The 21556-nt window shown below is 74.1% G+C and carries 18 protein-coding genes; 10 read left to right on the plus strand and 8 right to left on the minus strand.

Going from position 1 to position 21556, the window contains the following annotated elements; genetic code table 11:
• Window positions 1-61: 61 nt before the first annotated feature.
• The gene (locus ACIO5D_RS21285; protein ID WP_363614094.1) at window positions 62-1024 is read right to left on the minus strand and encodes a hypothetical protein; all 963 of its coding nucleotides are present in this window, start codon (window positions 1022-1024) and stop codon (window positions 62-64) included.
• A 222-nt stretch (window positions 1025-1246) separates the two neighbouring features.
• Here ACIO5D_RS21285 and ACIO5D_RS21290 point away from each other — a divergent pair, with 222 nt between their 5' ends.
• The 3 genes from ACIO5D_RS21290 to ACIO5D_RS21300 all read left to right on the plus strand — a co-directional run bounded on the left by ACIO5D_RS21290 (window position 1247) and on the right by ACIO5D_RS21300 (window position 5311).
• The gene (locus tag ACIO5D_RS21290; RefSeq protein ID WP_400796976.1) at window positions 1247-2479 is read left to right on the plus strand and encodes a benzoate/H(+) symporter BenE family transporter; all 1233 of its coding nucleotides are present in this window, start codon (window positions 1247-1249) and stop codon (window positions 2477-2479) included.
• Window positions 2480-2663: 184 nt separating this feature from the next.
• On the plus strand, window positions 2664-3893 hold the full coding sequence (locus ACIO5D_RS21295; protein WP_400761694.1) for a M64 family metallopeptidase: 1230 nt from the start codon (window positions 2664-2666) through the stop codon (window positions 3891-3893).
• Between the two features lie 71 nt (window positions 3894-3964).
• Window positions 3965-5311 carry an MFS transporter gene (locus tag ACIO5D_RS21300; RefSeq protein ID WP_363614100.1) on the plus strand — a complete coding sequence of 449 codons (1347 nt, stop codon included), beginning with the start codon at window positions 3965-3967 and terminating at the stop codon, window positions 5309-5311.
• 83 nt (window positions 5312-5394) lie between these two features.
• Here ACIO5D_RS21300 and ACIO5D_RS21305 read toward each other — a convergent pair whose 3' ends face one another.
• Entirely contained in the window at window positions 5395-6201 is an 807-nt protein-coding gene (locus tag ACIO5D_RS21305) for a Bro-N domain-containing protein (protein WP_400796980.1), read from the minus strand.
• Between the two features lie 150 nt (window positions 6202-6351).
• Entirely contained in the window at window positions 6352-7173 is an 822-nt protein-coding gene (locus ACIO5D_RS21310) for a maleylpyruvate isomerase family mycothiol-dependent enzyme (protein WP_400761688.1), read from the minus strand.
• Between the two features lie 171 nt (window positions 7174-7344).
• Between ACIO5D_RS21310 and ACIO5D_RS21315 the strand changes: the two genes are divergently transcribed.
• The 3 genes from ACIO5D_RS21315 to ACIO5D_RS21325 all read left to right on the plus strand — a co-directional run bounded on the left by ACIO5D_RS21315 (window position 7345) and on the right by ACIO5D_RS21325 (window position 10151).
• On the plus strand, window positions 7345-8142 hold the full coding sequence (locus ACIO5D_RS21315; RefSeq protein ID WP_363614103.1) for a carbon-nitrogen family hydrolase: 798 nt from the start codon (window positions 7345-7347) through the stop codon (window positions 8140-8142).
• Between the two features lie 136 nt (window positions 8143-8278).
• A complete protein-coding gene (locus ACIO5D_RS21320) occupies window positions 8279-9388 on the plus strand; it encodes a GntR family transcriptional regulator (RefSeq protein ID WP_400761685.1) in 1110 nt (369 codons plus the stop codon).
• Window positions 9389-9503: 115 nt separating this feature from the next.
• Window positions 9504-10151: a hypothetical protein gene (locus ACIO5D_RS21325; RefSeq protein ID WP_363614107.1), complete on the plus strand. Its 648-nt coding sequence runs from the start codon at window positions 9504-9506 to the stop codon at window positions 10149-10151.
• A 133-nt stretch (window positions 10152-10284) separates the two neighbouring features.
• Here the strand turns inward: ACIO5D_RS21325 and ACIO5D_RS21330 are convergent, their stop codons facing one another.
• On the minus strand, window positions 10285-11070 hold the full coding sequence (locus ACIO5D_RS21330; RefSeq protein ID WP_363614109.1) for an SLATT domain-containing protein: 786 nt from the start codon (window positions 11068-11070) through the stop codon (window positions 10285-10287).
• Window positions 11071-11532: 462 nt separating this feature from the next.
• On the opposite strand from ACIO5D_RS21330, the gene purD reads away from it, so the two are divergent.
• From purD to ACIO5D_RS21350, 4 genes are all read left to right on the plus strand, one after another.
• Window positions 11533-12780 (plus strand): phosphoribosylamine--glycine ligase, encoded by a 1248-nt coding sequence (gene purD / locus ACIO5D_RS21335; protein WP_400796983.1) that lies wholly within the window; start codon window positions 11533-11535, stop codon window positions 12778-12780.
• A gap of 538 nt (window positions 12781-13318) precedes the next feature.
• Window positions 13319-14902, plus strand: coding sequence for a hypothetical protein (locus ACIO5D_RS21340; protein WP_363614113.1), 1584 nt, complete (start codon window positions 13319-13321; stop codon window positions 14900-14902).
• A gap of 246 nt (window positions 14903-15148) precedes the next feature.
• Complete coding sequence (locus tag ACIO5D_RS21345) at window positions 15149-16690, plus strand: N,N-dimethylformamidase beta subunit family domain-containing protein (RefSeq protein WP_363614115.1); 1542 nt, start codon at window positions 15149-15151, stop codon at window positions 16688-16690.
• A 109-nt stretch (window positions 16691-16799) separates the two neighbouring features.
• Window positions 16800-17699, plus strand: coding sequence for a phosphoribosylaminoimidazolesuccinocarboxamide synthase (locus tag ACIO5D_RS21350; RefSeq protein WP_363614117.1), 900 nt, complete (start codon window positions 16800-16802; stop codon window positions 17697-17699).
• A gap of 28 nt (window positions 17700-17727) precedes the next feature.
• Here the strand turns inward: ACIO5D_RS21350 and ACIO5D_RS21355 are convergent, their stop codons facing one another.
• The 4 genes from ACIO5D_RS21355 to ACIO5D_RS21370 all read right to left on the minus strand — a co-directional run bounded on the left by ACIO5D_RS21355 (window position 17728) and on the right by ACIO5D_RS21370 (window position 21535).
• Entirely contained in the window at window positions 17728-18348 is a 621-nt protein-coding gene (locus tag ACIO5D_RS21355) for a response regulator transcription factor (RefSeq protein WP_363614119.1), read from the minus strand.
• 31 nt (window positions 18349-18379) lie between these two features.
• A complete protein-coding gene (locus ACIO5D_RS21360; RefSeq protein WP_363614121.1) occupies window positions 18380-19600 on the minus strand; it encodes a sensor histidine kinase in 1221 nt (406 codons plus the stop codon).
• 91 nt (window positions 19601-19691) lie between these two features.
• The gene (locus ACIO5D_RS21365; RefSeq protein WP_400658285.1) at window positions 19692-20531 is read right to left on the minus strand and encodes an ABC transporter permease; all 840 of its coding nucleotides are present in this window, start codon (window positions 20529-20531) and stop codon (window positions 19692-19694) included.
• Complete coding sequence (locus ACIO5D_RS21370; protein WP_400658287.1) at window positions 20528-21535, minus strand: ABC transporter ATP-binding protein; 1008 nt, start codon at window positions 21533-21535, stop codon at window positions 20528-20530. The genes ACIO5D_RS21365 and ACIO5D_RS21370 overlap by 4 nt, the downstream gene beginning before the upstream one ends.
• Between the last annotated feature and the right edge of the window lie 21 nt (window positions 21536-21556).

A 21556-nucleotide genomic window follows, 5' to 3' on the forward strand; every position in this document is an offset into this window, starting at 1 on the left:
GAAGGGGCCCCGCCTCCGCACCGGCGTGCGGGAGCGGGGCCCCTTGCCGTCCGTGGTCCGGCTAGCGCTGGGGACGCAGCCGGCGCACGGCGATCAGGACGCCCGCGCCGAGGGCGACGAAGGCGGCGGCGGAGGCGGCGAGGAACCCGTTGGGGGTGTCCGCGCCGGTCTGGGCCAGCTCGGGGGTGCCCGCGGGGGCGGTGGTGGCGGGGGCCGAGGGGGTGGCGGCAGGAGCCTTGGCGGGTGCCGCCGGTGCCGCCGGGGTCTGTGCGGCGGCCGGCTTGGCCGGTACGGGCTTGGCGGTGCTGCTCGGCTTGCTGCTCGGCTTGGCGGACGGCTTGGTGGTCGGGGCCGGCTTGGGCGAGGCGGGCGTGGTCCGGTGGGTCACGGACATGTTCTTGAAGACCCACGGCGAGTGCTTGCCGTCCTCCGCGTCGGCGGTGAGGCCGACCCGGATGCCGTCCAGATCCGCCGGGGCCTTCGCGGCCAGTCCGACCCGGAACGTGAAGTGCACGGCCCGGCCGTCCGCCACGGGCTCGCCCTTGGGCGCCGTCGCGTAGAGCACCGGGTCGCAGCCGCGGACGAGCGGCACCTTCTGCCATGCGCCGGTGCTCCTGACCTCCACGGTCAGGTCCTCGGCGCGCAGGGGCGCGCCGCCGTTCTCGTTGAAGAACGAGAGCGAGGGAACCGCCTTCCGGTACGGCGCACCGGTGAAGTTGCCCACCTCGACCGGGATCTCGACCTTCGGGCCGCCCGCCAGGACGGTCAGACCGGGGGTCATGAAGAAGCCCGCGTCGATGGTGCCCCGGTGGGTGTCGGCGGCCTTCGCCGAGGGGCCCGCCGCCTTCGGCGCCGAGGCACCGGCCGGTGCGCCGAGCGGGGCGCCGCAGGCCCAGGCGGTGTCGGTGGTGAGCAGCTGGACGGAGCCTGCGAGCAGGACGGTGGCGGCCAGGGTGGCGGCGCGGCGACGGCCGGAGCGCGAGGGGGTGTTCTTCGCAAAAGCGGAGATAACGGACTTGCGCATGACGTGACTCCCCAGGGTCGACGTACTGACGGTGTGTGTGGTGAAGACGACCGGCTCCGCCCCTGTACGGCGGTAGCGCCCCCCGGCCCTGCCGGTCTCGCTCTCCGTGCCTTCATCCGTAAAGACGTCCATCCCCGCCGGGGGTTGCAGGCGGGTCCGGAAGTTTTTTCGGGAATCCTCGGGCGGCCCGGCCGGGCCGCCCGGCTCCGGGATACTGCCGGGATGGCAGAGGAGCTGATAACCCGTCCCGACGCCGGGCGGACGGACCGCGCCGGGCGGCGCTCGCTGCGGCAGGACGTCTCGGTACCGGCGCTGGTGGCCGGGCTGGTGTGCATCGTGGTGTCGTTCTCCGGGCCGCTGGTGGTGGTGCTCGCGGCGGCCGCCGCCGGGCGGCTGGACCAGGCGCACACCGCGTCCTGGATCTGGGCGGTGGCCGTCGGCAGCGGGCTGACCTGCCTGCTGCTCAGCTGGTGGACCAGGACACCGGTGATCACCGCCTGGTCCACTCCGGGCGCCGCGCTGCTGGTGACCAGCCTGGGCGCGTACCCGTACCGGGAGGCGGTCGGTGCCTTCCTGGTGAGCGGGGTGGTGGTGGCGCTGTTCGGAGTCACCGGACTGTTCGGCCGGCTGATCGCCGCCGTCCCGGCCGGGATCGTGAACGCGATGCTGGCGGGCATCCTGTTCTCCTTCGATGCCGGCATCTTCGGTGCCGTGCACGGGGCACCGGCCCTGGTGCTCGGCAGCTTCGCGGCTTTCCTGCTGGCCAGGCGGCTGGCCCCGCGGTACGCCGTCCCGGCCGCGCTCCTGGCCGGCGGCGTCCTGGCGGCCTGCACCGTCGGGCTGCAGGTGCACCTCGGCGCGGGCGGTCCGACCCGGCCGGTGTTCACCGTGCCCGCCTTCTCCTGGCCGGCCATGGTGGGACTGGCGCTGCCACTCACCATCGTCGCACTGGCCTCGCAGAACGCCCCCGGCCTCGGGGTGATGCGGGCCTTCGGCTACCGGCCGGACGACCGGCTGCTGATCGGCACCACCGGCGGGCTCTCCGTCCTGCTGGCGCCGTTCGGCTCGCCGGGCGTGAACCTGGCCGCGATCACCGCGGCCATCTGCGCCGGACCGGAGAGCCACCCCGACCCGCGCCGGCGCTATGTCGCGGGCATGTCGGCGGGCGTGTGCTACCTGCTGATGGGCAGCTTCGGCGGGGTGCTGGTGAGCCTGTTCACCGGCCTGCCGAAGGAGCTGATCGCGGTGATCGCCGGGGTCGCCCTGCTGGCCTCGCTGCAGGGCAGCCTGGCCGCGGCCGTCGCCGACGAGCAGGGCCGGGACGCCGCCGTGGTGACCTTCCTGGCCACCGCCTCCGGGATGAGCCCGGCCGGCATCGGTTCGGCCTTCTGGGGACTGCTGCTCGGCCTCGGCGCCCATCTGGTGCTGAACGCACGGCCGCCGAAGCGGGCCTGAGGCCCACGGACCACCCGAATCGGCCACCCGATCGAACTGATTGGTATGACAGGGGTGGTTCGGGTCGTTCGGCCAGGTCGGTGACATTTGCGTAGGACGGTGAGGGCGACACGCCCTCCGGGTACGTCTTCGCGTCCACCACCCGGGCGACGCCGGGTGACCGGATCCCCGAGGACGCACCCGTATGCCGCCTGGCAACCCTGGCCGTCTCGTACGGAGTCTGGCCGCGCTCGTGCTGGTGTCCGCCGCGGTTCTGCCCGCCGCCCTGGAGTTGGTCGGACCGTCGCCGTTCGGTGCGATCGGGGCCGGCTCCCCGGCGGACCGGGCGGTGCCGCCGCACGCCGTGCAACAGGCCGACCTCCGTGCCGTCACCGCCCCGACCGTCGACATACGACGCACCGGTGACCCCGCCAACCGGATCACCCTGGTGCTGCTCGGCGACGGCTACACCATGGGCGAGCAGGAGCTGTTCCGCCAGCAGGCGGACCGGGCCTGGCACTCGCTGATGGAGATCGAGCCGTTCCGCAGCTACCAGGGCTTCTTCAACATACGGCGGGTCGAGGTGGTCTCCCCGGTCTCCGGCATCGCCGAGACCGAGGGCCGGAGCCGCGGCCCCGGCACCCCGCTCGGCATGCACTTCTGGTGCGAGGGCACCGCCCGGCTGCTCTGCGCCGACGAGTCCGCCACCGCCCGGGTCGCCGGCGGGGGCACCGGGCCGCAGTACCTGATCGCCCTGGCCAACTCCACCGAGTACGGCGGCGCCGGCGGCACCGGGGTCACCACCCTGGCCGGCGGCAGCCCGGACGCGGGCCGGATCATCCAGCACGAGATCGGGCACACCGTGGGCGACCTCGGCGACGAGTACGACAGCGCGCCGGACGACACCGACTACCCCAACCTCTCCACCGAGAACGCCGACGAGATGCGCCGCAAGCAGACCAAGTGGTGGCGCTGGCTGGGTGCGGTGTCCCCGGACGGCGCCGGGACGGTCGGGGCGTACCGCAGCGCCAACGGGGTCTACCGGCCCACCCCGGACTCGGTGATGCGGACCCTCGGCGGCGCCTACAACCTGCCCTCACGGGAGGCGATCATCGAGGAGATCTACCGCCGGGTCCGGCCGACCGACACCCCCGTGCCGGCCCCCGGCGAGGTCTCCGGCCGCCCCCGGCTGGAGGTGCACCCGCTGCCGCTCACCGGAGCCCGGCAGCTGCGGGTCGAGTGGAAGGTGGACGGCACCCCGGTGGAGCCGTCGGCGCCGGACCGCAGCTGGCTCGACAGCGCCCAGCTGAACCTGGCGCCCGGTCACAGCGCCACCGTCACCGCCACTGTCCGGGACACCACCGACTGGGTCCGGGACGAGGCCTTTCGCGACCGGTACATGACCAGGTCGGTGTCCTGGACGGTCACCGGCTGAGGTGGTTCGTGTCCGATCGCTGCCACCCCGTCCTAGGCGTCCAATGATGGGATGACTAATCTGGGTGCACTATGACCGCGGAGCCCGCCTCTTCCACCCGCCCCCTGACCGTCCCCGCTCCCCGCTCCACCGCCGAACCGGCACCCCCGGGCACCACGGTCCCGCCGCCACCCGGCGGCCGCGCCGCCTGGCTGGCCTGGTCCGTCGGCGTCAGCGTCTACATCCTCGCCGTCATCCACCGCACCAGTCTCGGCGTGGCCGGCCTGGACGCCGCCGACCGCTTCAGCATCGGCGCCTCCGCGCTCTCCACCTTCTCGATCCTCCAGGTGCTGGTCTACGCGGCCATGCAGATACCGGTCGGCCTGCTGGTCGACCGCTTCGGCCCGCGCCGGGTGCTGCTGCTCGGCGTCCTGCTGCTCAGCGCCGGCCAGCTGGCCTTCGCGTTCAGCTCCTCCTTCGGCCCGGCGCTGGCCTCCCGGGCGGTGCTCGGATGCGGCGACGCGATGACCTTCATCAGCGTGCTGCGGATCGCCGCCCGCTGGTTCCCGGCCGCGAAGAACCCGTTCGTCGCCCAGCTGACCGGGCTCGCCGGGATGGGCGGCAACCTGGTCACCACCGTGGTCCTCGCCCAGGCCCTGCACAGCGAGGGCTGGACGCCGACGTTCACCACGATCGCGCTGCTCGGTGTCGCCGTCTTCGCGCTGGTCGCGCTCTTCCTCCAGGAGGCCCCGGCCGGCGCCCCGCACCCCGGCGCGGAGGGCGCGCCCCGGCCGGCCGTCGGCCGGCAGATCCGCCAGTCCTGGCAGGAGCCCGGCACCCGGCTCGGGCTCTGGGTGCACTTCACCACCCAGTTCCCCGGCAACGCCTTCGGCCTGCTCTGGGGCCTGCCCTACCTGGTGGAGGCCCAGGGCCTGTCCCGGGCCGAGGCCGGCGGGCTGCTCACCCTGCTGGTGCTCAGCAACATGGCCTTCGGCCTCCTCTTCGGCCGGGTGCTCTCCCGCACGGCCCGCGCCCGGATGCCGATCGTGCTCACCGTCATCGCCGTCACCGCGGTCGGCTGGGCGATCACCCTGGCCTGGCCCGGCGGCCACCCGCCGCTCTGGCTGGTGGTCGGGATCATCCTGGTGATGGGCAGCAACGGACCGGCCTCCCTGGTCGGCCTGGACTACGCCCGCTCGCACAACCCCGTCGAACGGCTCGGCACCGCCTCCGGGATCGCCAACATGGGCGGCTTCATCGGCACGATGATCACCCTGTTCGGCATCGGCGTCGTCCTCGACGCCCTGACCCCGGCCGGTACCGACACCTACTCCGCGGCCGCCTTCCGCTGGGCCTTCTGCTGGCAGTACGCCCCCCTGGCCCTCGGCACCGTGATGATCCTGCGGCTGCGCCGCAAGGTCGCCGCGGGGGCCTCGTAGCGTCCCGGCCGGCGTGGACGTCGGACTGCCCCGGCCCGGCGGTGGTTTCCGGGGGATGCCCGACGTCCACGGTCCCGGCCGGGTCAGCGGCCGTACTCGCGCATCAGCTCGGCGATCTGCCGCGCCGTTCCGTAGATCCGGGCATCGTGCAGCTCCACGACCAGCTGCCCGTCCCCGACGGCGGTCGGCGGTGGCGCCAGCAGACGGACGAGGTCGACCAGCTTCAGCTTGGCGCAGAGCGGGATCGGGCGGCTGCCCCGGATGCCCACCCGCTCCACGCCGGGGCAGGAGAAGTAGCCGCCGAAGGGCGGACCGCTGTCCTCCTCCCGGCTCGGCATGTGGAAGTCCATCTCGCCGTGCCGGCAGTGCACCGTCCCGTCCGAGCGGATGTGCACGCCGAGCCCGCCGTCGCGGTCGATCTCCGCGACGATCTGCACCTGCCGGCCGACCGCCTCCGCCAGCGTCTCCGCCATCCGTCGCCGCTGGGTGGGCACGTCGGTGTCCCCGCGCCGGACGGAGGGGAGCAGGTCGCGGGTGACCCACTCCTGGAAGGGGCGGGCACTCGGCTTGTTGGACCGCATGACCAGCGTGTACAGACCGGCCTCACTGATCACGTTGAGCATCGGGTTTCCGCGCTCGTAGGGTTTCTGACCTGCGGAAACGCCATTACCCTTCCCGAAAGTTAGGGTAATCGAGCGCGAGTTGACGACCCGCGTGTGGTCGTCGCCGACCACTTGGCGAACCCGGCTGGGATTCAGTCTGCCGAGGACGGCGCACACGTCCGCCGTGACGAACCACGGCTCCCCGTCGATCAGCACGACCCGGATCGGCTGCCCCGTGACCGGGAAGCTCGACCGCACCAGCACCATCCGCGTCCGTTCGTCGTCCATCTGAACGCCCCTCCTTCTTCCGGGTGACGACTGCCCGGAACAACGAGGACGAACGGACGAGGTACTGGTCCCACGCATCCGGACGGAAGCGCGAGGCCCGCCACCCGGCGCGTGCTGCCGCGCGTACGCCGGGTGGGTGAGTCGGGGGCGCTACGGGGTGACGGAGAAGTTGGCCAGGACCCGGGCGGCCAGCTCCCGGTCGCCCTCGACGGTGACGTGGCCGGGGCGGCCCCGGCCGCAGGCGAGGCGGACGTAGGTCTCCCAGTCGAGGGTGAGCTGGACGTCGGGGGCGAGGCTGATCGACCCGTCCACGGTGCCGCGGCCGGTGGAGTCGACCCGGACGGTGCGCAGGAACTCGACCGGGCCGGTGACATCGACGACCAGGGCCGTCCCCGCGGGTGCGCCGGCCGCGTGGGCGACCGCCTTCGGCAGTGACTCCAGCAGGACGTCGCGGGCGACCATGGCGGCCGGGGAGTCCAGGTTGCCGGGCTCGTGGAGGGCGCGGCGGAGGTCCTGCTCGTGCACCCAGACGTCGAACGCCCGGCGGCGCAGCAGCTCGTGGTACGGCAGGTCGCGGGTGTGCGGCCCGGCGGGCCAGCGGACCGGCTCGGAGGGGGTGTACTTGGCGTTCCGCAGCGCCCGCGAGCGGCGGATGATCGTGTACTCCAGCTCGCCGGTCATCTCCAGCACGGTGTGGCAGCGGCGCTTGTCGACCGGCAGCTCGATGTAGCGGGCGAACTCGGTGGTGACATGGCGCAGGTCGCGCGGCAGCGAGTGGATCGGGCGGGGGTCGCCGAGCAGTTCCGACTCGACGGCGATGACATGCGAGACGACGTCCCGGACGGACCAGCCGGGGCACTCGGTGGCCCGGTTCCAGGAGTCCGTGGGCAGGGCGGCCACCAGTTCGGATATGGACTCGATGGACTGCGTCCACGCCTCGGTGTAAGCCTGCACGGTCTGGTTGTCCGTCACGGGAATCTCCGGCCCTCCGTCAGCTGCCTTGCCACACGTGCCCTGCACGGGATCGTCCGGGATGGTCCGGCTTCCGGGCACACACGCTAACCGCACGTTACGCTGCCTGGTGAGAGCAGGGCAGCGCTTTCGGGTGACGATCGTAGGACTCTTGCGGTGGACGGTGGTACTGTGCGCGCTTCATTGATCCAACTCTCGGTCTCCGACGCCGAACCGCCCGCCGAGCGGCGGGCCCGGGCGGCGGCCCTGGTCCGGGCGCAGCAGGGGGCGGACCTGGTGGTCCTGCCGGAACTGTGGCCGCTGGGCGGTTTCGCCTACGACCTCTGGTCGGACGGTGCCGAGGCGCTGGACGGGCCGACCTCCGACGCGATGGCGGCGGCCGCCAGGGCGGCCGGGGTCTGGCTGCACGCCGGGTCGATCGTCGAACGGGACCCGGACGGGCCGATCTACAACACCTCGCTGCTGTTCGCCCCGGACGGCGAGCTGGTGCACACCTACCGCAAGATCCACCGCTTCGGCTTCGACAGCGGCGAGGCGGTGGTGATGGGCGCCGGGCAGGAGATCGTCACCGCCGTCACCGACTTCGGCACGCTGGGCCTGGCGACCTGCTACGACCTGCGCTTCCCCGAGCTGTTCCGGGCCCTGCTGGACGCGGGCGCGCAGCTGCTGGTGGTCCCGGCGGCCTGGCCGGAGCGCCGGCGGGAGCACTGGACGCTGCTGAACCGGGCCCGCGCGGTGGAGGAGCAGGCGTACGTGCTGGCCTGCAACACGGCCGGGACGCACGGCGGGGTCGAGCAGGCGGGCCACAGCATCGTGGTGGATCCGTGGGGCCGGGTGCTGGCCGAGGCGGGACTGGGCGAGGAGGTGCTGACGGTGGAGTTCGATCCGGCGGAGGTGGCCAAGGCCCGCGCGGACTTCCCGGTACACCGGGACCGGCTGCTGGGCATTCCGGCGCCTGTGCAGCGGTGACGCCGCGCCCCGGGGAAGGGTGCTTGTACACGACGGCGGCATGTTTGAGAAGATGAGCATTCGTCGTGTTCCCAGCCGTTCTTCGGTCGGCCTGCCGCGGCACAGGCCGGCGAGCCCGCCCGAGGAGGTCGCGCGCATGTCCGGCACCGGCATCGGCGAGGGCGACAACCGCCCCGTGATCCAGCGCAACAGCCTCCGCGAGCAGATCGCGGGCGCGCTGCGCGAGGAGATGATGGCCGGCCGGCTGGCGGCGGGGCGCAACTTCACCGTCAAGGAGATCGCCGAGCTGTACGGGGTCTCGGCGACCCCGGCCCGTGAGGCGCTGGTGGACCTGGGCGCGCAGGGGCTGCTCCGGGTCGAGCACCACCGCGGATTCACGGTGCCCGAGTTCGGCTGGGACGACTTCCTGGAGATCTTCGAGTCCCGGGTGCTGCTCACCGACAGCTACTTCCGCCAGCTGTCCGCCCGGTCGGCGCTGCCGGACGTCATCCGGCTGCCGTCGCTGCGGCGGCGGGCGGACGCGGCGCTGCGGGCGGCCCGGTCGGGGAACCTGGACGTGATGGTCGGCTGCGACCGCCGCTTCTGGCAGGAGGTCGCCGGACTGCTCGGCAACCGCCGGATCGTCGACTACCTGGACTGGCTGCGGGTGCAGTCCTGGATGTTCGCCGCCCCCTATCTGCGGACGCTGCCGGAGTTGGCCGGGGTCTGCTGGGACCGTCATGGCGAGCTGGTCGACGTGATCGAGGCGCGGGACCTGGCGGGCGCGCGGCGGATCGTCTGCGAGTACAACCTGTTCACCGTCAGGCTGCTGGCCGAGCTGGCCGGGCAGCCGGTGGAGTCGGTGGGTGTCCTGGGGCTGCTGCTGCCCTGGTCCGGCCAGGGCGAGCCGGACCAGGAGCCCGCGGCCGGGCAGGGACGGGGGTCGGCCGGGCACAGCGGGGTGGTGCACGGGGACGGGTTGCCCGGTGGCATGGAGTCCGGCCCGGCCGAGCCCTCGCACGGTGGGCGACCGGGCCAGGCCCCGGACCGGGGTCCCGATCAGGATGAAGACGAGGACGAGGACGAGGACCGGGAGCCCGGCCGCGAACTGGGGCTGGGCCTCGGCCTGGTGCCGCAGCCGCGCTCGGTGCCGTACGGGCGGTTCGGCCGCCGGCTGCCCGACCCGCCCTCCGGTCAACTGCCCGGGGGGAAGCCCGAGAGCAGGCCTGAGGGCAGGCCCGACCCGCATCGCGCGCCGGGCCGGTAGGGTGGGCGGTCGTCGAACCGGCCGGTCCTTTCGCCGACCGTCCGGGTACCGACCCGTCCATTCGTCGTCCGTGTCCGCGAACGACCCCCGCCGCCCGGAGAGGAAGAGCCGGCCCATGGCCTGCGACCTCTGGCTCGTCCCGCTCGTGGACGTACTGAGCCACAGCCCCGACAATCCCTTCCGGGACGATCTCGCCCTCTACAACGCCGTGTTGGCCGCGAACGGCCTGCCCGAGGTGCCGGTCTACCAGTACGTCCCGGGTATCAGCGGGGCGGTCGAGCCGATAGCCGCCTTCGACTACGACTCGCTGCACTTCCTGCGCCGCGCCTACCTGTTGGGCCTCACCGGCCTGGACATCACGCCGGTGGACGCGCTCGGCGGCGACTACGAGCAGCTGCTGGAGATGTTCGAGAGCAGCGCCGAACAGTCGCACCTGGTCTGGCATTTCGACCACGCGGGCGCGTACGTGCCGATCGAGTTCGCGGCGCCGCTGGTGGACGACGCGCTGCTCTCCGCGGGCGGACCGCTCGGCTCCAGCCACGGACTGCTGCGCGAACTGCAGGCCGTCGCGCCGGCGCTGGACATCGACCCGCTCAACCCGCCGGACCCGACCCGGCCGCTCGGCCCGACCGGCCTGGAGCAGCCGTTCGGCCCGCCGCTGGACGACCTGCACCCCTTCGCCCGTGAGCGGCACGCCTGGTCGGGCCTGTACGCGGCGGCGACCCGCAGCCTCACCCAGGGCTCGATGGTCGTCTTCGCCTGAAGCCAACGGCCAACGGCCAACGGCCAACGGTCAACAGTCAGCGGCAGCGGCCGGCGACGACCACGAGCGCGCCACGGCCCGCCGCCACCCCGGCCGCGGGCCCGGCACGCACCCCGGCCGGGCCCGCGGCGGCTCAGCGCAGCGGCCCCTCCGGCGGCCGCTGGCGCGGCATGGTCGGCCGGGTGCCCGGCGGCGGCAGGATCCGCACCTGGGCGCCGCCCCCCGACTCGCTGCGCCCGCCCCAGCTGCCGGGGCTCTGGGTGGGCAGCTGGGTCATGTTCGCCCGGAACTCCAGCATCCACTCCGAGGTCTCGCTGCGGACCATGTCCGAGACGTCCTCGCAGAACCGCCGCAGCACCCCGAGGCAGCGCTCGGCGGCCTCGCCGGCGGTGCCCTCGGTCGGGCCGAGCACCTCCCGCACGCACTCCGACGCCCAGTCGAACTGGAAGGCCTCCAGACGGCGTTGCAGCGCCTGGCCGGTGCTGACGTCCCGCATCCAGCCGGAGGTCAGACCGAACACCCGGTCGGCGCCGTAGCAGGCGGCGGAGAGCGCCAGGCCGACGTAGCCCCAGCTGGTGGCGTTGGCGACCGAGCCGGTGAGGTCCACCAGCGGGGCGGTGACGCCGCCGACCGCGAAGCCGGCCGTGCCGAAGCGCAGCAGCCGGGCCCAGCGGCGCTTCCACACCCGGTCCCGGCGGTACCACTCGATCGCCTCCACCGCCCGCTCCTCGGACCAGCGGTAGAGCTCCTCCAGGCGCTCGGCGGGCTCGCCCCAGTCCCCGAGCGGGAACTGGCGGGTGCTCAGATCGGTCCGGCGACGGGTGGACTCCCGGCGCGCGACGGCCGCGACGGGCTGGTCCTCCTCACCGACCTCCTTGCCCCAGGCACTCTCCTCGGGCTGCATTTCCGGCTGGCTCACCTGTGGGGCTCCCTGTGGCGGGCGGACTGCTGGGTCTGACAGTGCGCCGACCTGACGTGTCATCGACCTGGCGGGCGGTGAAACATCGGATGGCGCATTGGACGCGCGACGCCCACGGGCGAGTCTGGGTGCCCGGGAGGTCGCGTACCGACCGGCTGCCGGTGGTTGTCCAACAGCACTTCTTACCGCCAAATGGCTGACCATGTGGGCGCTTCTCCAATGATCGTTACTGGTTTCGGCCACTGGATACCAAGGTGGGAGGGTTGCGGGGGGCGGCGAGATTTCACCCGTCCGAGCGAGGCCCCGGTGACCCGCCGTTCTGACCCGGGCACCCGGCGCGGATGTCGCGGGCCGTTTCCTGGAGGTTCCTCCGAGGCCGGGGGCGTGCGCGCGGGCCCGGTCTGTAGCTTCCGACGGGACCGGAGAGCGGCCTGAACCGGCCACCGACTACCCTTGCGAAGCGTGAAGGTCCTCGTCATCGGCGGCGGCGCCCGCGAACACGCCCTGTGCCGCTCTCTGTCCCTAGATCCCGCCGTCACCGAGCTGCACTGCGCCCCGGGTAACGCCGGGATCGCGCAGGTGGCGACGGTCCACCCGGTCGACCAGCTGGACGGCGGGCAGGTCACCGACCTCGCCCGGCGGCTCGGCGCCGGCCTCGTCGTCGTCGGCCCGGAGGCCCCGCTGGTCGCGGGCGTCGCCGACGCCGTGCGCGCGGCCGGCATCCCGGTCTTCGGCCCCTCCGGCCGGGCCGCCCAACTGGAAGGCTCCAAGGCCTTCGCCAAGGACGTGATGGCCGCCGCCGGCGTGCCCACCGCCCGCTCGTACGTCTGCACCACCCCCGCCGAGGCCGCCGAGGCGCTGGACGCCTTCGGCGCGCCGTACGTGGTCAAGGACGACGGGCTGGCCGCCGGCAAGGGCGTGGTGGTCACCTCCGACCGCGCGGCCGCGCTGGCCCACGCCGCCTCCTGTGACCGCGTGGTCATCGAGGAGTACCTGGACGGCCCCGAGGTCTCGCTGTTCGCCGTCACCGACGGCAGCACCGTCGTCCCGCTCCAGCCCGCGCAGGACTTCAAGCGCGCGCTGGACGGCGACGAGGGCCCGAACACCGGCGGCATGGGGGCCTACTCGCCGCTGCCGTGGGCGCCCGAGGGCCTGGTCGAGGAGGTCCTGGAGACCGTCCTGCAGCCGACCGTGGACGAGCTGCGCCGCCGGGGCACCGAGTTCTCCGGCCTGCTCTACGCGGGCCTGGCGCTGACCTCGCGCGGCACCCGGGTGATCGAGTTCAACGCCCGCTTCGGCGACCCGGAGACCCAGGTCGTGCTGGCCCGGCTGCGCACCCCGCTGGCGGGCGTCCTGTACGCCTCCGCCACCGGCACGCTGGACCAGCTGGAGCCGCTGCGCTGGGACGACGGCGCCGCGGTCACCGTGGTCGTCGCCTCCGAGGGCTACCCGGCCGCGCCGCGCACCGGCGACGTGATCGAGGGCCTGGCCGCGGCCGAGGCCGTCGACGGCACCGCGTACGTGCTGCACGCCGGCACCAGGGCGGACGAGGACGGCCGGGTGCTCAGCGCCGGCGGCCGGGTCCTCTCCGTCACCGCCACCGGCGCCGACCTCGCCGAGGCCCGTGACCGGGCGTACGAGGCCGTCGGCCGGATCGACCTCAAGGGCGGCCAGCACCGCACCGACATCGCGCTGAAGGCGGCGCTGTAACGGGCGGTCCACTGACCGGAGGGTGCCGCGTCGAGGGGAAACAACCCCCATGGACGCAGCACCCTCCGGCGTTTCCGGGGGAGACAGTGCCGGAGCGGTCCGGGGGGAGCCACACCGTTCGGCGGCCGGAATCCAGCCCATCGAGTGACACCGCCCGCATCCGGCTGACGTAACCGGGTGCCCGGCCTTATGGTGCGCTGGATCGCAGGTGTCACCACCGGGGCCGCTGTGATCGCCGCCGGGTAGCGCCGTGCCCGCGGGGGGATGCTGGACGGCGTCCGGCCGGGCCGGCACATCCGGGCGCTTCGCACGGCCGGGCCGTGGGTCGTCCGGAAACCGGGCAGCGTCACCGGGACGAGTGGAAACCGGGGCGATCCGGAACACCGGCCCGGACCTGGGCGTCAACAATGGCAGAAGCGCCACGCAGCATGTACTACCGGGATCGGACGCCACCGCTTCCCGGTCGGAACTGATCGTTCGAGCCTGCTCAGGGCCCGTCGCCGGGCGCCCGAGGGCTCCGAAGGGGGTGCCGCACCGTATGGCCGCTGTCGACACCGCGCGCGCTCACGCCCAGGCGGTGCTGCGGATCCGGGGTCTCGCCCTGGCCGTCGCCGCACTGCCCGCCGCCGTCGCGGTGGTCCTGTTCGCGGGCCGGCTCACCGGCCGCCTCGGCGCGCCCGGCTCCCCGGACGGCGCCGGCTGGGACGCCGCCCGCTGGGTGGTCTGCGCGGTGGCCGCCGTCACCCTGCTGGTGGCCGGCCTGGCCGCGCGGGCCTACCGCCGGGCCGTCCCGCCGCAGACCCCGGTCGTCCCGCTCGACCGGAGGCAGGCGCCCGAGCTCTACCGGCTGATCGACGAGCTGGCCGAGCGGCTGGAGGTCCCCGCGCCCTCCGCCATCGCCCTCACCCCGGACTGCGACAGCTGGCTGGAGGACGTCCCGCCGCCCCGGCCCGAGGGCCGGTCCCGGCCGCACCGCCCGGGGCACGAGCCGCCCGCCCCCGCCCTGGTGATCGGCTCGCCGTTCCTCTGGTGGATGCGGGCCGGGGAGCTCCGCGCCCTGCTCGCGCCCGTGGTGGCCGGCACCGCGGCCGCGGCCGATCCGGAGATCGCCGCCGCCCGCCGCTTCCTGCGCGGCCTGGACGCCAGCCTGGACGCCGGACCCGGCACCGCCCCCGGCCTCGGCGGAGTCCCCGCTCCCGGGCCCGTACGGCCGCCCCGCCGCGGCCCGGCCGCGCTGACCGACCGGATCACCCGACGGCTGCTCGGCGCCTGTCGCGCGCACTCCGCCGAACTGGAGCGGGCGGTCGCCGCCTGGGCCTCCGAGCAGGCCAGGGCGGTCGACTACGGCCTGCGGATCGCCGCCCAGGAGCAGGTCGGCCTCGCCTACGCCGGCTGGGACCGGCTGCTCACCCGGGTGGCACTGCCTGCCTGGCGGCTCGGCCGCCACCCCGCGCACCTCAACGCCGGGGTGGTCGCCGCCCTCACCGAGCTGTCCCGGCGCGACCGGCTGGCCGCCGACGGCTACGGCAGCAGGCTCGGCGACCGCCCCGCCTGCGACCTGCTGGAGGAGCCCGGCACGGTGGACGAGGCGGTCTCGCTGCTCGCGGCCGAGCTGTTCTTCGGCCGGCCCGCCGACGGCGCCTGGCGGGAGCTGGAGTGGGCCGACTACCCGGCCGAGGTGGTGGACGCCGGCTGGCGCATCCGCGCCGCGGCCCTGCAGTCCGCCCTGGACCGGCTCGCCCCGCAGGCCCGCCCCGGTGCCCCGACCCTCACCCGGCTGCTGGCCCGGCTCGCCGACGGCGACGGCGAGCGGCTGGCCGCCGCACTCACCGCCCAGCTCGCCCGCACCACGGCCCCCGCCCCGCTGCTGGAGCCCGTCCGCACCGGGCGGGACCTCCTGATCGACCACGTCACCGCGATGGTCTGCTGCGCCGCCGTCGACACCGCCGGTGCCACCCCCGGCCTGGACTGGCTGGACGGCCCGGTGCTGATGCTCGGCGGGGTGCGCCGCACGGACCTGGCCGGACCGGTCGCCCAGGCCGTCGAACAGGGCCAGGACGGCCCGCTGCGCGGCTGGCTGGACGCCGCCGACGTCCGGCTGGAGAAGCCGGTCCGCCTCTGAGGCGGATCCGGGACCACGCCGGCCTGCTCCGGGGCGGCGCTCGGCGGCCGGCCACGCGCCCCCTGCGGCGGCCTGGCCTCGGAAGGTCTTCGCAGGCCAAAGGCCCTCTCGGTGCCGGGCCCGAAGATTCATCACCACTAGTTGCTACCGTAGGGTGACGCAGCGCCAGCACAGTGTGGTGTATTAGTCCGCACGCACAACCGGGAGGCACATGCCAACCGGCGGAGGTGCACCCGGGAGGGGCACGTGGGGACGGAACTCAACCGCCGCTGGGAGTCGGGAACGCACGCGTACAGCGTCTCCGACCCCTTTGGCCAGGGCCCGCTGCCCTGGCTGCGCAGCCCGGACCAATACCTGGCGGGAGCGGAGGGCGGTGTCCCCTGGTACGTCTCGGTGGGCGCGCCGGGGCAGCAGCCGCTCGCCGGGGGCACCAGACCCAAGCCGCCGGTCGGCACCCCGCGGGGCGCCAACGACGTGGTGCAGCAGATCAAGGGCTTCGCCTCGGCCGGTGTGGTCCGCCCCGGCGGTTCGGTGGACCTCCGGGTCACCGTCAACCCGCCCCGCGAGTTCACCGTGGACGTCTACCGGATCGGTCACTACAACGGCGACGGCGCCCACCACATGACGTCCAGCCCGCTGATCTCCGGGCTGGCCCAGCCCGCCCCGCTGGTCGTCGGACGGACCGTCTCCTGCCACCACTGGTGGCACTCCTGGCGGCTCCAGATCCCCGCCCACTGGCCGCCCGGCGCGTACGTGGCCGTCCTGACCACCGCCGACATGCTGGACCGCAGCCACATCCCGTTCACCGTCCGGGACCTCGACGACCGGGTGCACGCCGCCGAGCTGCTGCTGGTCGTCCCGGACGTGACCTGGCAGGCCTACAACCTCTTCCCCGAGGACGGCCGCAGCGGCGCCAGCCTCTACCACGCCTGGGACGGCCAGGGCCGGCTCGTCGGCGAGCCCGAGGCGGCCGTCACCGTCTCCTTCGACCGTCCGCACGCCACCGCCGGCCTGCCGCTGCACGTCGGCCACGCCTACGACTTCATCCGCTGGGCCGAGCGGTTCGGCTACGACCTCTCCTACGCCACCGCCACCGACCTGCACGCCGGCCTGGTCGACCCGACCCGGCACCGCGCGCTGGTCTTCCCCGGCCACGACGAGTACTGGTCCGAGCCGATGCGCCGGACGGTCGAGCGGGCCCGCGACGACGGCACCTCCCTGGTCTTCCTCTCCGCCAACACCATGTACTGGCGGGTCGAGCTGAGCGCCGCGCCGTCCGGCGAGCCCAACCGGCTGCTCAACTGCCGCAAGCGGCAGAAGGTCGAGCCCGGCAGCCCGGCCGCCGGGGTGTCCGGCGCCGCCAGCGCGCTCTGGCGGGACGCGGGCGAGCCGGAGCAGCACCTGCTCGGCCTGCAGTACTCCGGCCGGGTCGCCTCGCCCGTCCCGCTGGTCGCCCGGCACACCGCGCACTGGCTCTGGGACGGCACCGGTGTCCGGGAGGGCGAGGAGCTGCCCGGCCTGGTCGCGGGGGAGGCCGACCGCTACTACCCCAGGGTGTCGCTGCCCGAGCACACCGAGCGGGTGCTGCTCGCGCACTCCCCGTACCAGGACCTCATGGGCCGCACCCGGTACCAGGAGACCTCGCTGTACCGGGCCCCGAGCGGCGCGTACGTGTTCGCCGCCGGCACCTTCGCCTGGTCGCCCGCGCTGGGCCGGCCGGGGCTCACCGACGAGCGGATCCAGCGGGCCACCGCCAACCTGCTGGACCGCCTCGGCAAGAACGGCTGACCGCCGGGCCGCGGGTGCCCCTCCGGCCGTCCGTGAAAGACTCGGAGGCAGTGACCTCCCCTTTCGCGCCCCACACGCCCGCGAACCACCCCTGAGGACTGAGACGACCTTGAGCGGATTTGTCACCAAGCCCGAGCCGGTCCAGGTACCCGGCCTGGTCCACCTGCACACCGGCAAGGTGCGCGACCTCTACCGCGCCGAGTCCGGTGAGCTGGTGATGGTCGCCAGCGACCGCACCTCGGCGTACGACTGGGTGCTGCCCAACGAGATCCCGGACAAGGGCCGCATCCTCACCCAGATGTCGCTCTGGTGGTTCGACCGGATCGCCGGCATCGTGCCCAACCACGTGATCTCCACCGAGGTCCCGGCCGGCGCCCCCGCCGACTGGAAGGGCCGCACGCTGGTCTGCCGCAGCCTGGAGATGGTCCCGGTCGAGTGCGTGGCCCGCGGCTACCTGGCCGGCTCCGGCCTGGAGGAGTACCGCGCCTCCCGCACCGTCTGCGGCATCGCGCTGCCCGAGGGCCTGGAGGACGGTTCCGAACTGCCCGGCCCGATCTACACCCCGGCGCTCAAGGCCGAGGTCGGCGAGCACGACGAGAACGTCCACTACGAGGAGACCGCCCGGCGGATCGGTGCCGAGCTGGCCGCCCGGCTGCGCCGCACCACCCTCGACATCTACGCGCTGGCCCGGGACATCGCGCGTGACCGCGGCATCATCCTCGCCGACACCAAGTTCGAGTTCGGCCTGCTGGACGGCGAGCTGGTGATCGGCGACGAGGTGCTCACCCCGGACTCCTCCCGCTTCTGGCCGGCCGACCAGTGGGAGCCCGGTCACCCGCAGCCGTCCTTCGACAAGCAGATCATCCGCGACTGGCTGACCTCCCCGGCCTCCGGCTGGGACCGCAGGAGCGAGCAGCCGCCGCCGCGGCTGCCGGCCGAGGTGGTCGAGCGGGTCCGGGCCAAGTACGTCGAGGCCTACGAGCGGCTGACCGGCCTCGGCTGGGAGTAGTCCGCCGCCCGCCCGCGGGCACCGCTGGTCAGATCCAGCCGTGCTCGCGGGCGATCCGCACCGCCGCGTGGCGGTTCTCGGCGCCCAGCTTGGTGGCCGCCGAGGAGAGGTAGTTGCGAACCGTCCCCTGGGAGAGCGACGCGCGTTCGGCGATCTCGGCGATCGAGGTCCCGTCGGCGGCCAGCTCCAGCACGTCCGTCTCGCGCGGGGTCAGCGGGGTCTCGCCCGCACTGATCGCGTCCGCCGCCAGCTCCGGGTCGACGTACCGGCCGCCCGCCCGCACGGTGCGGATGATCCCGGCGAGGTCCGCCGCCGAGACGGTCTTCGGCAGGAAGCCGCGCACCCCGACCTCCAGCGCCCGCTTCAGATAGCCCGGGCGGCCGTGGCCGGTGACGATCATGCAGCGGCAGTCCGGCAGCACCCGGCGCAGTTCGGTGGCCACCTCGATGCCGTCCAGCCCGGGCATCTGCAGGTCCAGCACCGCGACGTCCGGGCGGTGCGCCTTCGCCATCGCCAGGGCCTCGGTGCCGGAGCCGGCCTCCGCGATCACGGTGATGTCCTCCTCCAGGGAGAGCAGCGCGGCCATCGCACCCCGGATCAGGTGCTCGTCGTCGGCGAGCAGGATGCGGACGGGGGCGGTGTCGGTCATCGGGAGGGCCTTCTTCCGTACGGGCGGGGCGTCAGATCGGGACGGTGGCGATCATCCGGAAGCGGCCCGGTCCGGTCGCCGGGACGGCCAGTTCACCGTCGTGCGCGGCGAGCCGCTCGCGCAGCCCGCGCAGGCCGGTGCCGCTGCCCTGGGAGGGGAGCGGCACGGCCGGCACCCCGTCATTCTCCAGCTCCAGCACCGCCCGGCCGTCCTCGCGACGCAGCCGGATCGTGCAGTGGTCCGCCTCGCTGTGCCGCAGCACATTGGTGGTGGCCTCGCGGATCACCCAGCCGAGCACCGACTGCACCGGCAGCGGCAGCCGGTCCGCCTCCGCGCCGAGGTCGATCTCGCAGGCGACGTCGGCGGCGCGGAGCACGGCCCGGGCGCCGATCGCCTCGGCGTGCAGGTCCGCCGTGCGGTAGCCGCGGACCACGTCCCGGACCTCGCGCTGGGACTCCTGGGCGATCCGCTGCACCTCGGTCATCTGGTCGGCGGCCTCCGGGCGGCCGCGCCGGGCCAGCTGGACGGCGAGTTCGCTCTTCAGCGCGATGGTGGTGAGGTTGCGGCCCATCACGTCGTGCAGGTCGCGGGAGAACCGCAGCCGCTCCTCGGCGACGGCCAGCCGGGCCTGGGCCTCGCGGGCGGCGTCCAGCTCCCAGACCACCGACTGCAGCCAGGCGAAGCTGCGGCAGCTGGAGCCGATGAAGGCCATCCCGATGAGGGCGCCGACCAGCACGCCGGCGGTGGTCGGGCGGTTGATCCCGGCGAGCAGCAGGGCGGGGGCGACCAGGAGCAGCGCGCCGAGTCCGGCGCGGCAGGCCTGGCGGACCGTCAGGCCGACGCTGACCGGGCCGAAGGCCGAGGCGAGCAGGGCGACGACCACGGTGACGGTGAACGGCGGGCCGTCCTGGTCACCGCGGTCCGGACCGAGCAGCAGCACGGCCCAGGAGCCGGCCACGGCGACCGCGCCGGTGACGGCGAGCCAGCGCAGGTGGTCGGTCGGCCGCTTCAGGTAGTGGTCGAGCGAGGTGCGGTAGGCGCGCAGGGTCAGCAGGGTGGAGGCCAGGCCGATGACGAGCGCGACCCGGCCGGCGGCGGGGGAGCCGCCCTGCTCGGCGGTCGAGACGACGGCCAGCATGATCACCGGCAGCAGGAACAGCGGCATCGAGTAGAGCGACCAGCGGAGGTAGAGCTCGGTGCGCTGGGGCTTGCCGGAGCCCTTCCATCGGCGGACCGGTGCCCGGACGTCCATCTGGTCTGCTCCCCGTTCGATCATGATCGTGCTGCTGCCTTCATATCAGAGGTGGCGCGGGGATCGAATCCTTCGAATGGCGGGGTAGTCGTCAGCGACGCGGCTCCCAACGGAAGTAGCGGACGGCACCCCAGGCGGCGAGGGCGAGCCAGATGCTGCCGGTGACCAGGTGTGGGGCGGCGGTGGCCCAGGTGCCGGCGAAGCCGGTGGCGGCGGCGGAGCCGTCGGTGCCGAACCAGCCGAGGCGGATCAGCTGGAAGGCCGGCGTGGTGGGCAGCAGCCGGCAGATGTCGGCCATCCGGTCGGGCATGACCTCCAGCGGGATGAGCAGGCCGGAGCCGAACTGGCTGAGCAGCAGGATCGGCATGGTGGTGATGCCGGCGCTCTCGACGGTCCTGGTGAAGGCGCTGGAGACGGCGGCCAGGGCCATCAGGGTGCCGATCACCAGGACCAGCCCGGCGAGCATGAGCAGCGGGTTCACCGGGGCGCTGAGCTTCAGGGCGGAGGCGCCGACGACGCCGACCACGGTGCACATCATCAGGGCGAGGGCGACCGAGGGCACCGCGGTGCCGGCCAGGATCTCGATGTCCCGGGCCTCGCCGGTGCGCAGCCGCTTGAGTACCAGCTCACCGCGGCGGGCGACGTACGCGCCGGTCAGGTTGTAGTAGACGACGAAGGCCAGGACCATCCCGACGGTGCCGTTGACCAGGGCGGAGTCGACGTCGAGGCCGGGGTTGGACTCGGCCTGCCGGGTGAGGAGGCTGTGCAGTCCGGCGACCAGCAGCAGCGGCAGCAGCAGGGCGGTGAACAGCGCGGTCCGGTTGCGCAGCAGCAGGGTGGCCTCGGCGCGGCCGAGGGCCAGCAGCCGGCGGACGGCGGTGCTCTGCGGGCCGGCGGCGGTGACGGCGGAGGCGGCGGTGGCGGTGGTCATCGGGCGAGTCCGATCAGGCGGCGGCGGGCGGTGGGAGCGGCGGGGGTGTCGGCCGGGGGCTGGTGGGCGGCCTCGGAGGCGATGGCGAGGAAGGCCTCTTCCAGCGAGGCACTGCGGGCGTCCAGGGCGCCGAGCACGACCCGGTGGTGGTTGGCCCAGCCGAGCAGGTCGGTGAGGGTGGCCTGGAGGCTCGGGGTCTGCACGGTGAACCTGCGGCCGTCGGCGGTGATCTCGGCGCCGGGCAGGGTGGGGAGCGAGGTCCCGGCGAACTCCGGCAGCTCGAAGGTGATCCGGGAGGGCCGGCCGGCGATCACCTCGGCCACCGTGCCGGCGGTGACGACCTGGCCGCCGTGCATGATCGCCAGCCGGTCGGCCAGCTCCTCGGCCTCCTCCAGGTAGTGCGTGGTGAGCAGCACCGTGGTGCCCTGGGCGCGCAGCTCGCGCACCAGGCGCCAGACGGCGGCGCGGGCCTCCGGGTCGAGGCCGGTGCTGGGCTCGTCCAGGAAGAGCACCTCGGGGCGGCCGAGCAGGGCCATCGCGAGGTCGAGCCGGCGGCGCTCGCCGCCGGAGAGCTGCTTGACCCGGACGTCGCGGCGGCCGATGAGGCCGACCAGCTCCAGGGCCTCGTCGAGCGGGCGGGCGCCGCTGGTCATCCCGGACCAGCTGCGGCCGGTCTCGGCGACGGTGAGGTCGCCGGGGAAGCCGCCCTCCTGGAGCATGATGCCGATCCGGGGGCGGACGGCGGCACGCTCGCGGTACGGGTCGTGGCCGAGGACCCGGACCTGGCCGCCGCTGGGGGCGGCGAGGCCCTCGATCAGCTCCATGGTGGAGGTCTTGCCGGCTCCGTTGGTGCCGAGCAGCGCGAACAGCTCGCCGCGGCCGACGGCCAGGTCGACGCCGCGCACCGCGTGGTAGCCGGTGGCACCGGCGGGGCCGTAGCGGCGGTGGAGGTCGGTGACCTCGATCACGCGGTCGGTCGAGTGGAGGCGCTGGCTCGTTTCCATGCCTCAAGCTTTCCGCCGCCC

The organism is Kitasatospora sp. NPDC087315, assembly GCF_044744345.1.
Taxonomy (GTDB): Bacteria; Actinomycetota; Actinomycetes; order Streptomycetales; family Streptomycetaceae; genus Kitasatospora.

Excerpts from the sequence above, each read along its gene's own strand:
- ACIO5D_RS21290 (WP_400796976.1), top strand. The coding sequence starts at position 1,247 with ATGGCAGAGGAGCTGATAACCCGTCCCGACGCCGGGCGGACGGACCGC.
- ACIO5D_RS21355 (WP_363614119.1), bottom strand. The coding sequence starts at position 18,348 with ATGACCGACACCGCCCCCGTCCGCATCCTGCTCGCCGACGACGAGCAC.
- ACIO5D_RS21370 (WP_400658287.1), bottom strand. The coding sequence starts at position 21,535 with ATGGAAACGAGCCAGCGCCTCCACTCGACCGACCGCGTGATCGAGGTC.
- ACIO5D_RS21320 (WP_400761685.1), top strand. The coding sequence starts at position 8,279 with ATGTCCGGCACCGGCATCGGCGAGGGCGACAACCGCCCCGTGATCCAG.
- ACIO5D_RS21340 (WP_363614113.1), top strand. The coding sequence starts at position 13,319 with ATGGCCGCTGTCGACACCGCGCGCGCTCACGCCCAGGCGGTGCTGCGG.
- ACIO5D_RS21300 (WP_363614100.1), top strand. The coding sequence starts at position 3,965 with ATGACCGCGGAGCCCGCCTCTTCCACCCGCCCCCTGACCGTCCCCGCT.
- ACIO5D_RS21360 (WP_363614121.1), bottom strand. The coding sequence starts at position 19,600 with ATGGACGTCCGGGCACCGGTCCGCCGATGGAAGGGCTCCGGCAAGCCC.
- ACIO5D_RS21305 (WP_400796980.1), bottom strand. The coding sequence starts at position 6,201 with ATGGACGACGAACGGACGCGGATGGTGCTGGTGCGGTCGAGCTTCCCG.
- ACIO5D_RS21325 (WP_363614107.1), top strand. The coding sequence starts at position 9,504 with ATGGCCTGCGACCTCTGGCTCGTCCCGCTCGTGGACGTACTGAGCCAC.
- ACIO5D_RS21295 (WP_400761694.1), top strand. The coding sequence starts at position 2,664 with ATGCCGCCTGGCAACCCTGGCCGTCTCGTACGGAGTCTGGCCGCGCTC.
- ACIO5D_RS21285 (WP_363614094.1), bottom strand. The coding sequence starts at position 1,024 with ATGCGCAAGTCCGTTATCTCCGCTTTTGCGAAGAACACCCCCTCGCGC.
- ACIO5D_RS21365 (WP_400658285.1), bottom strand. The coding sequence starts at position 20,531 with ATGACCACCGCCACCGCCGCCTCCGCCGTCACCGCCGCCGGCCCGCAG.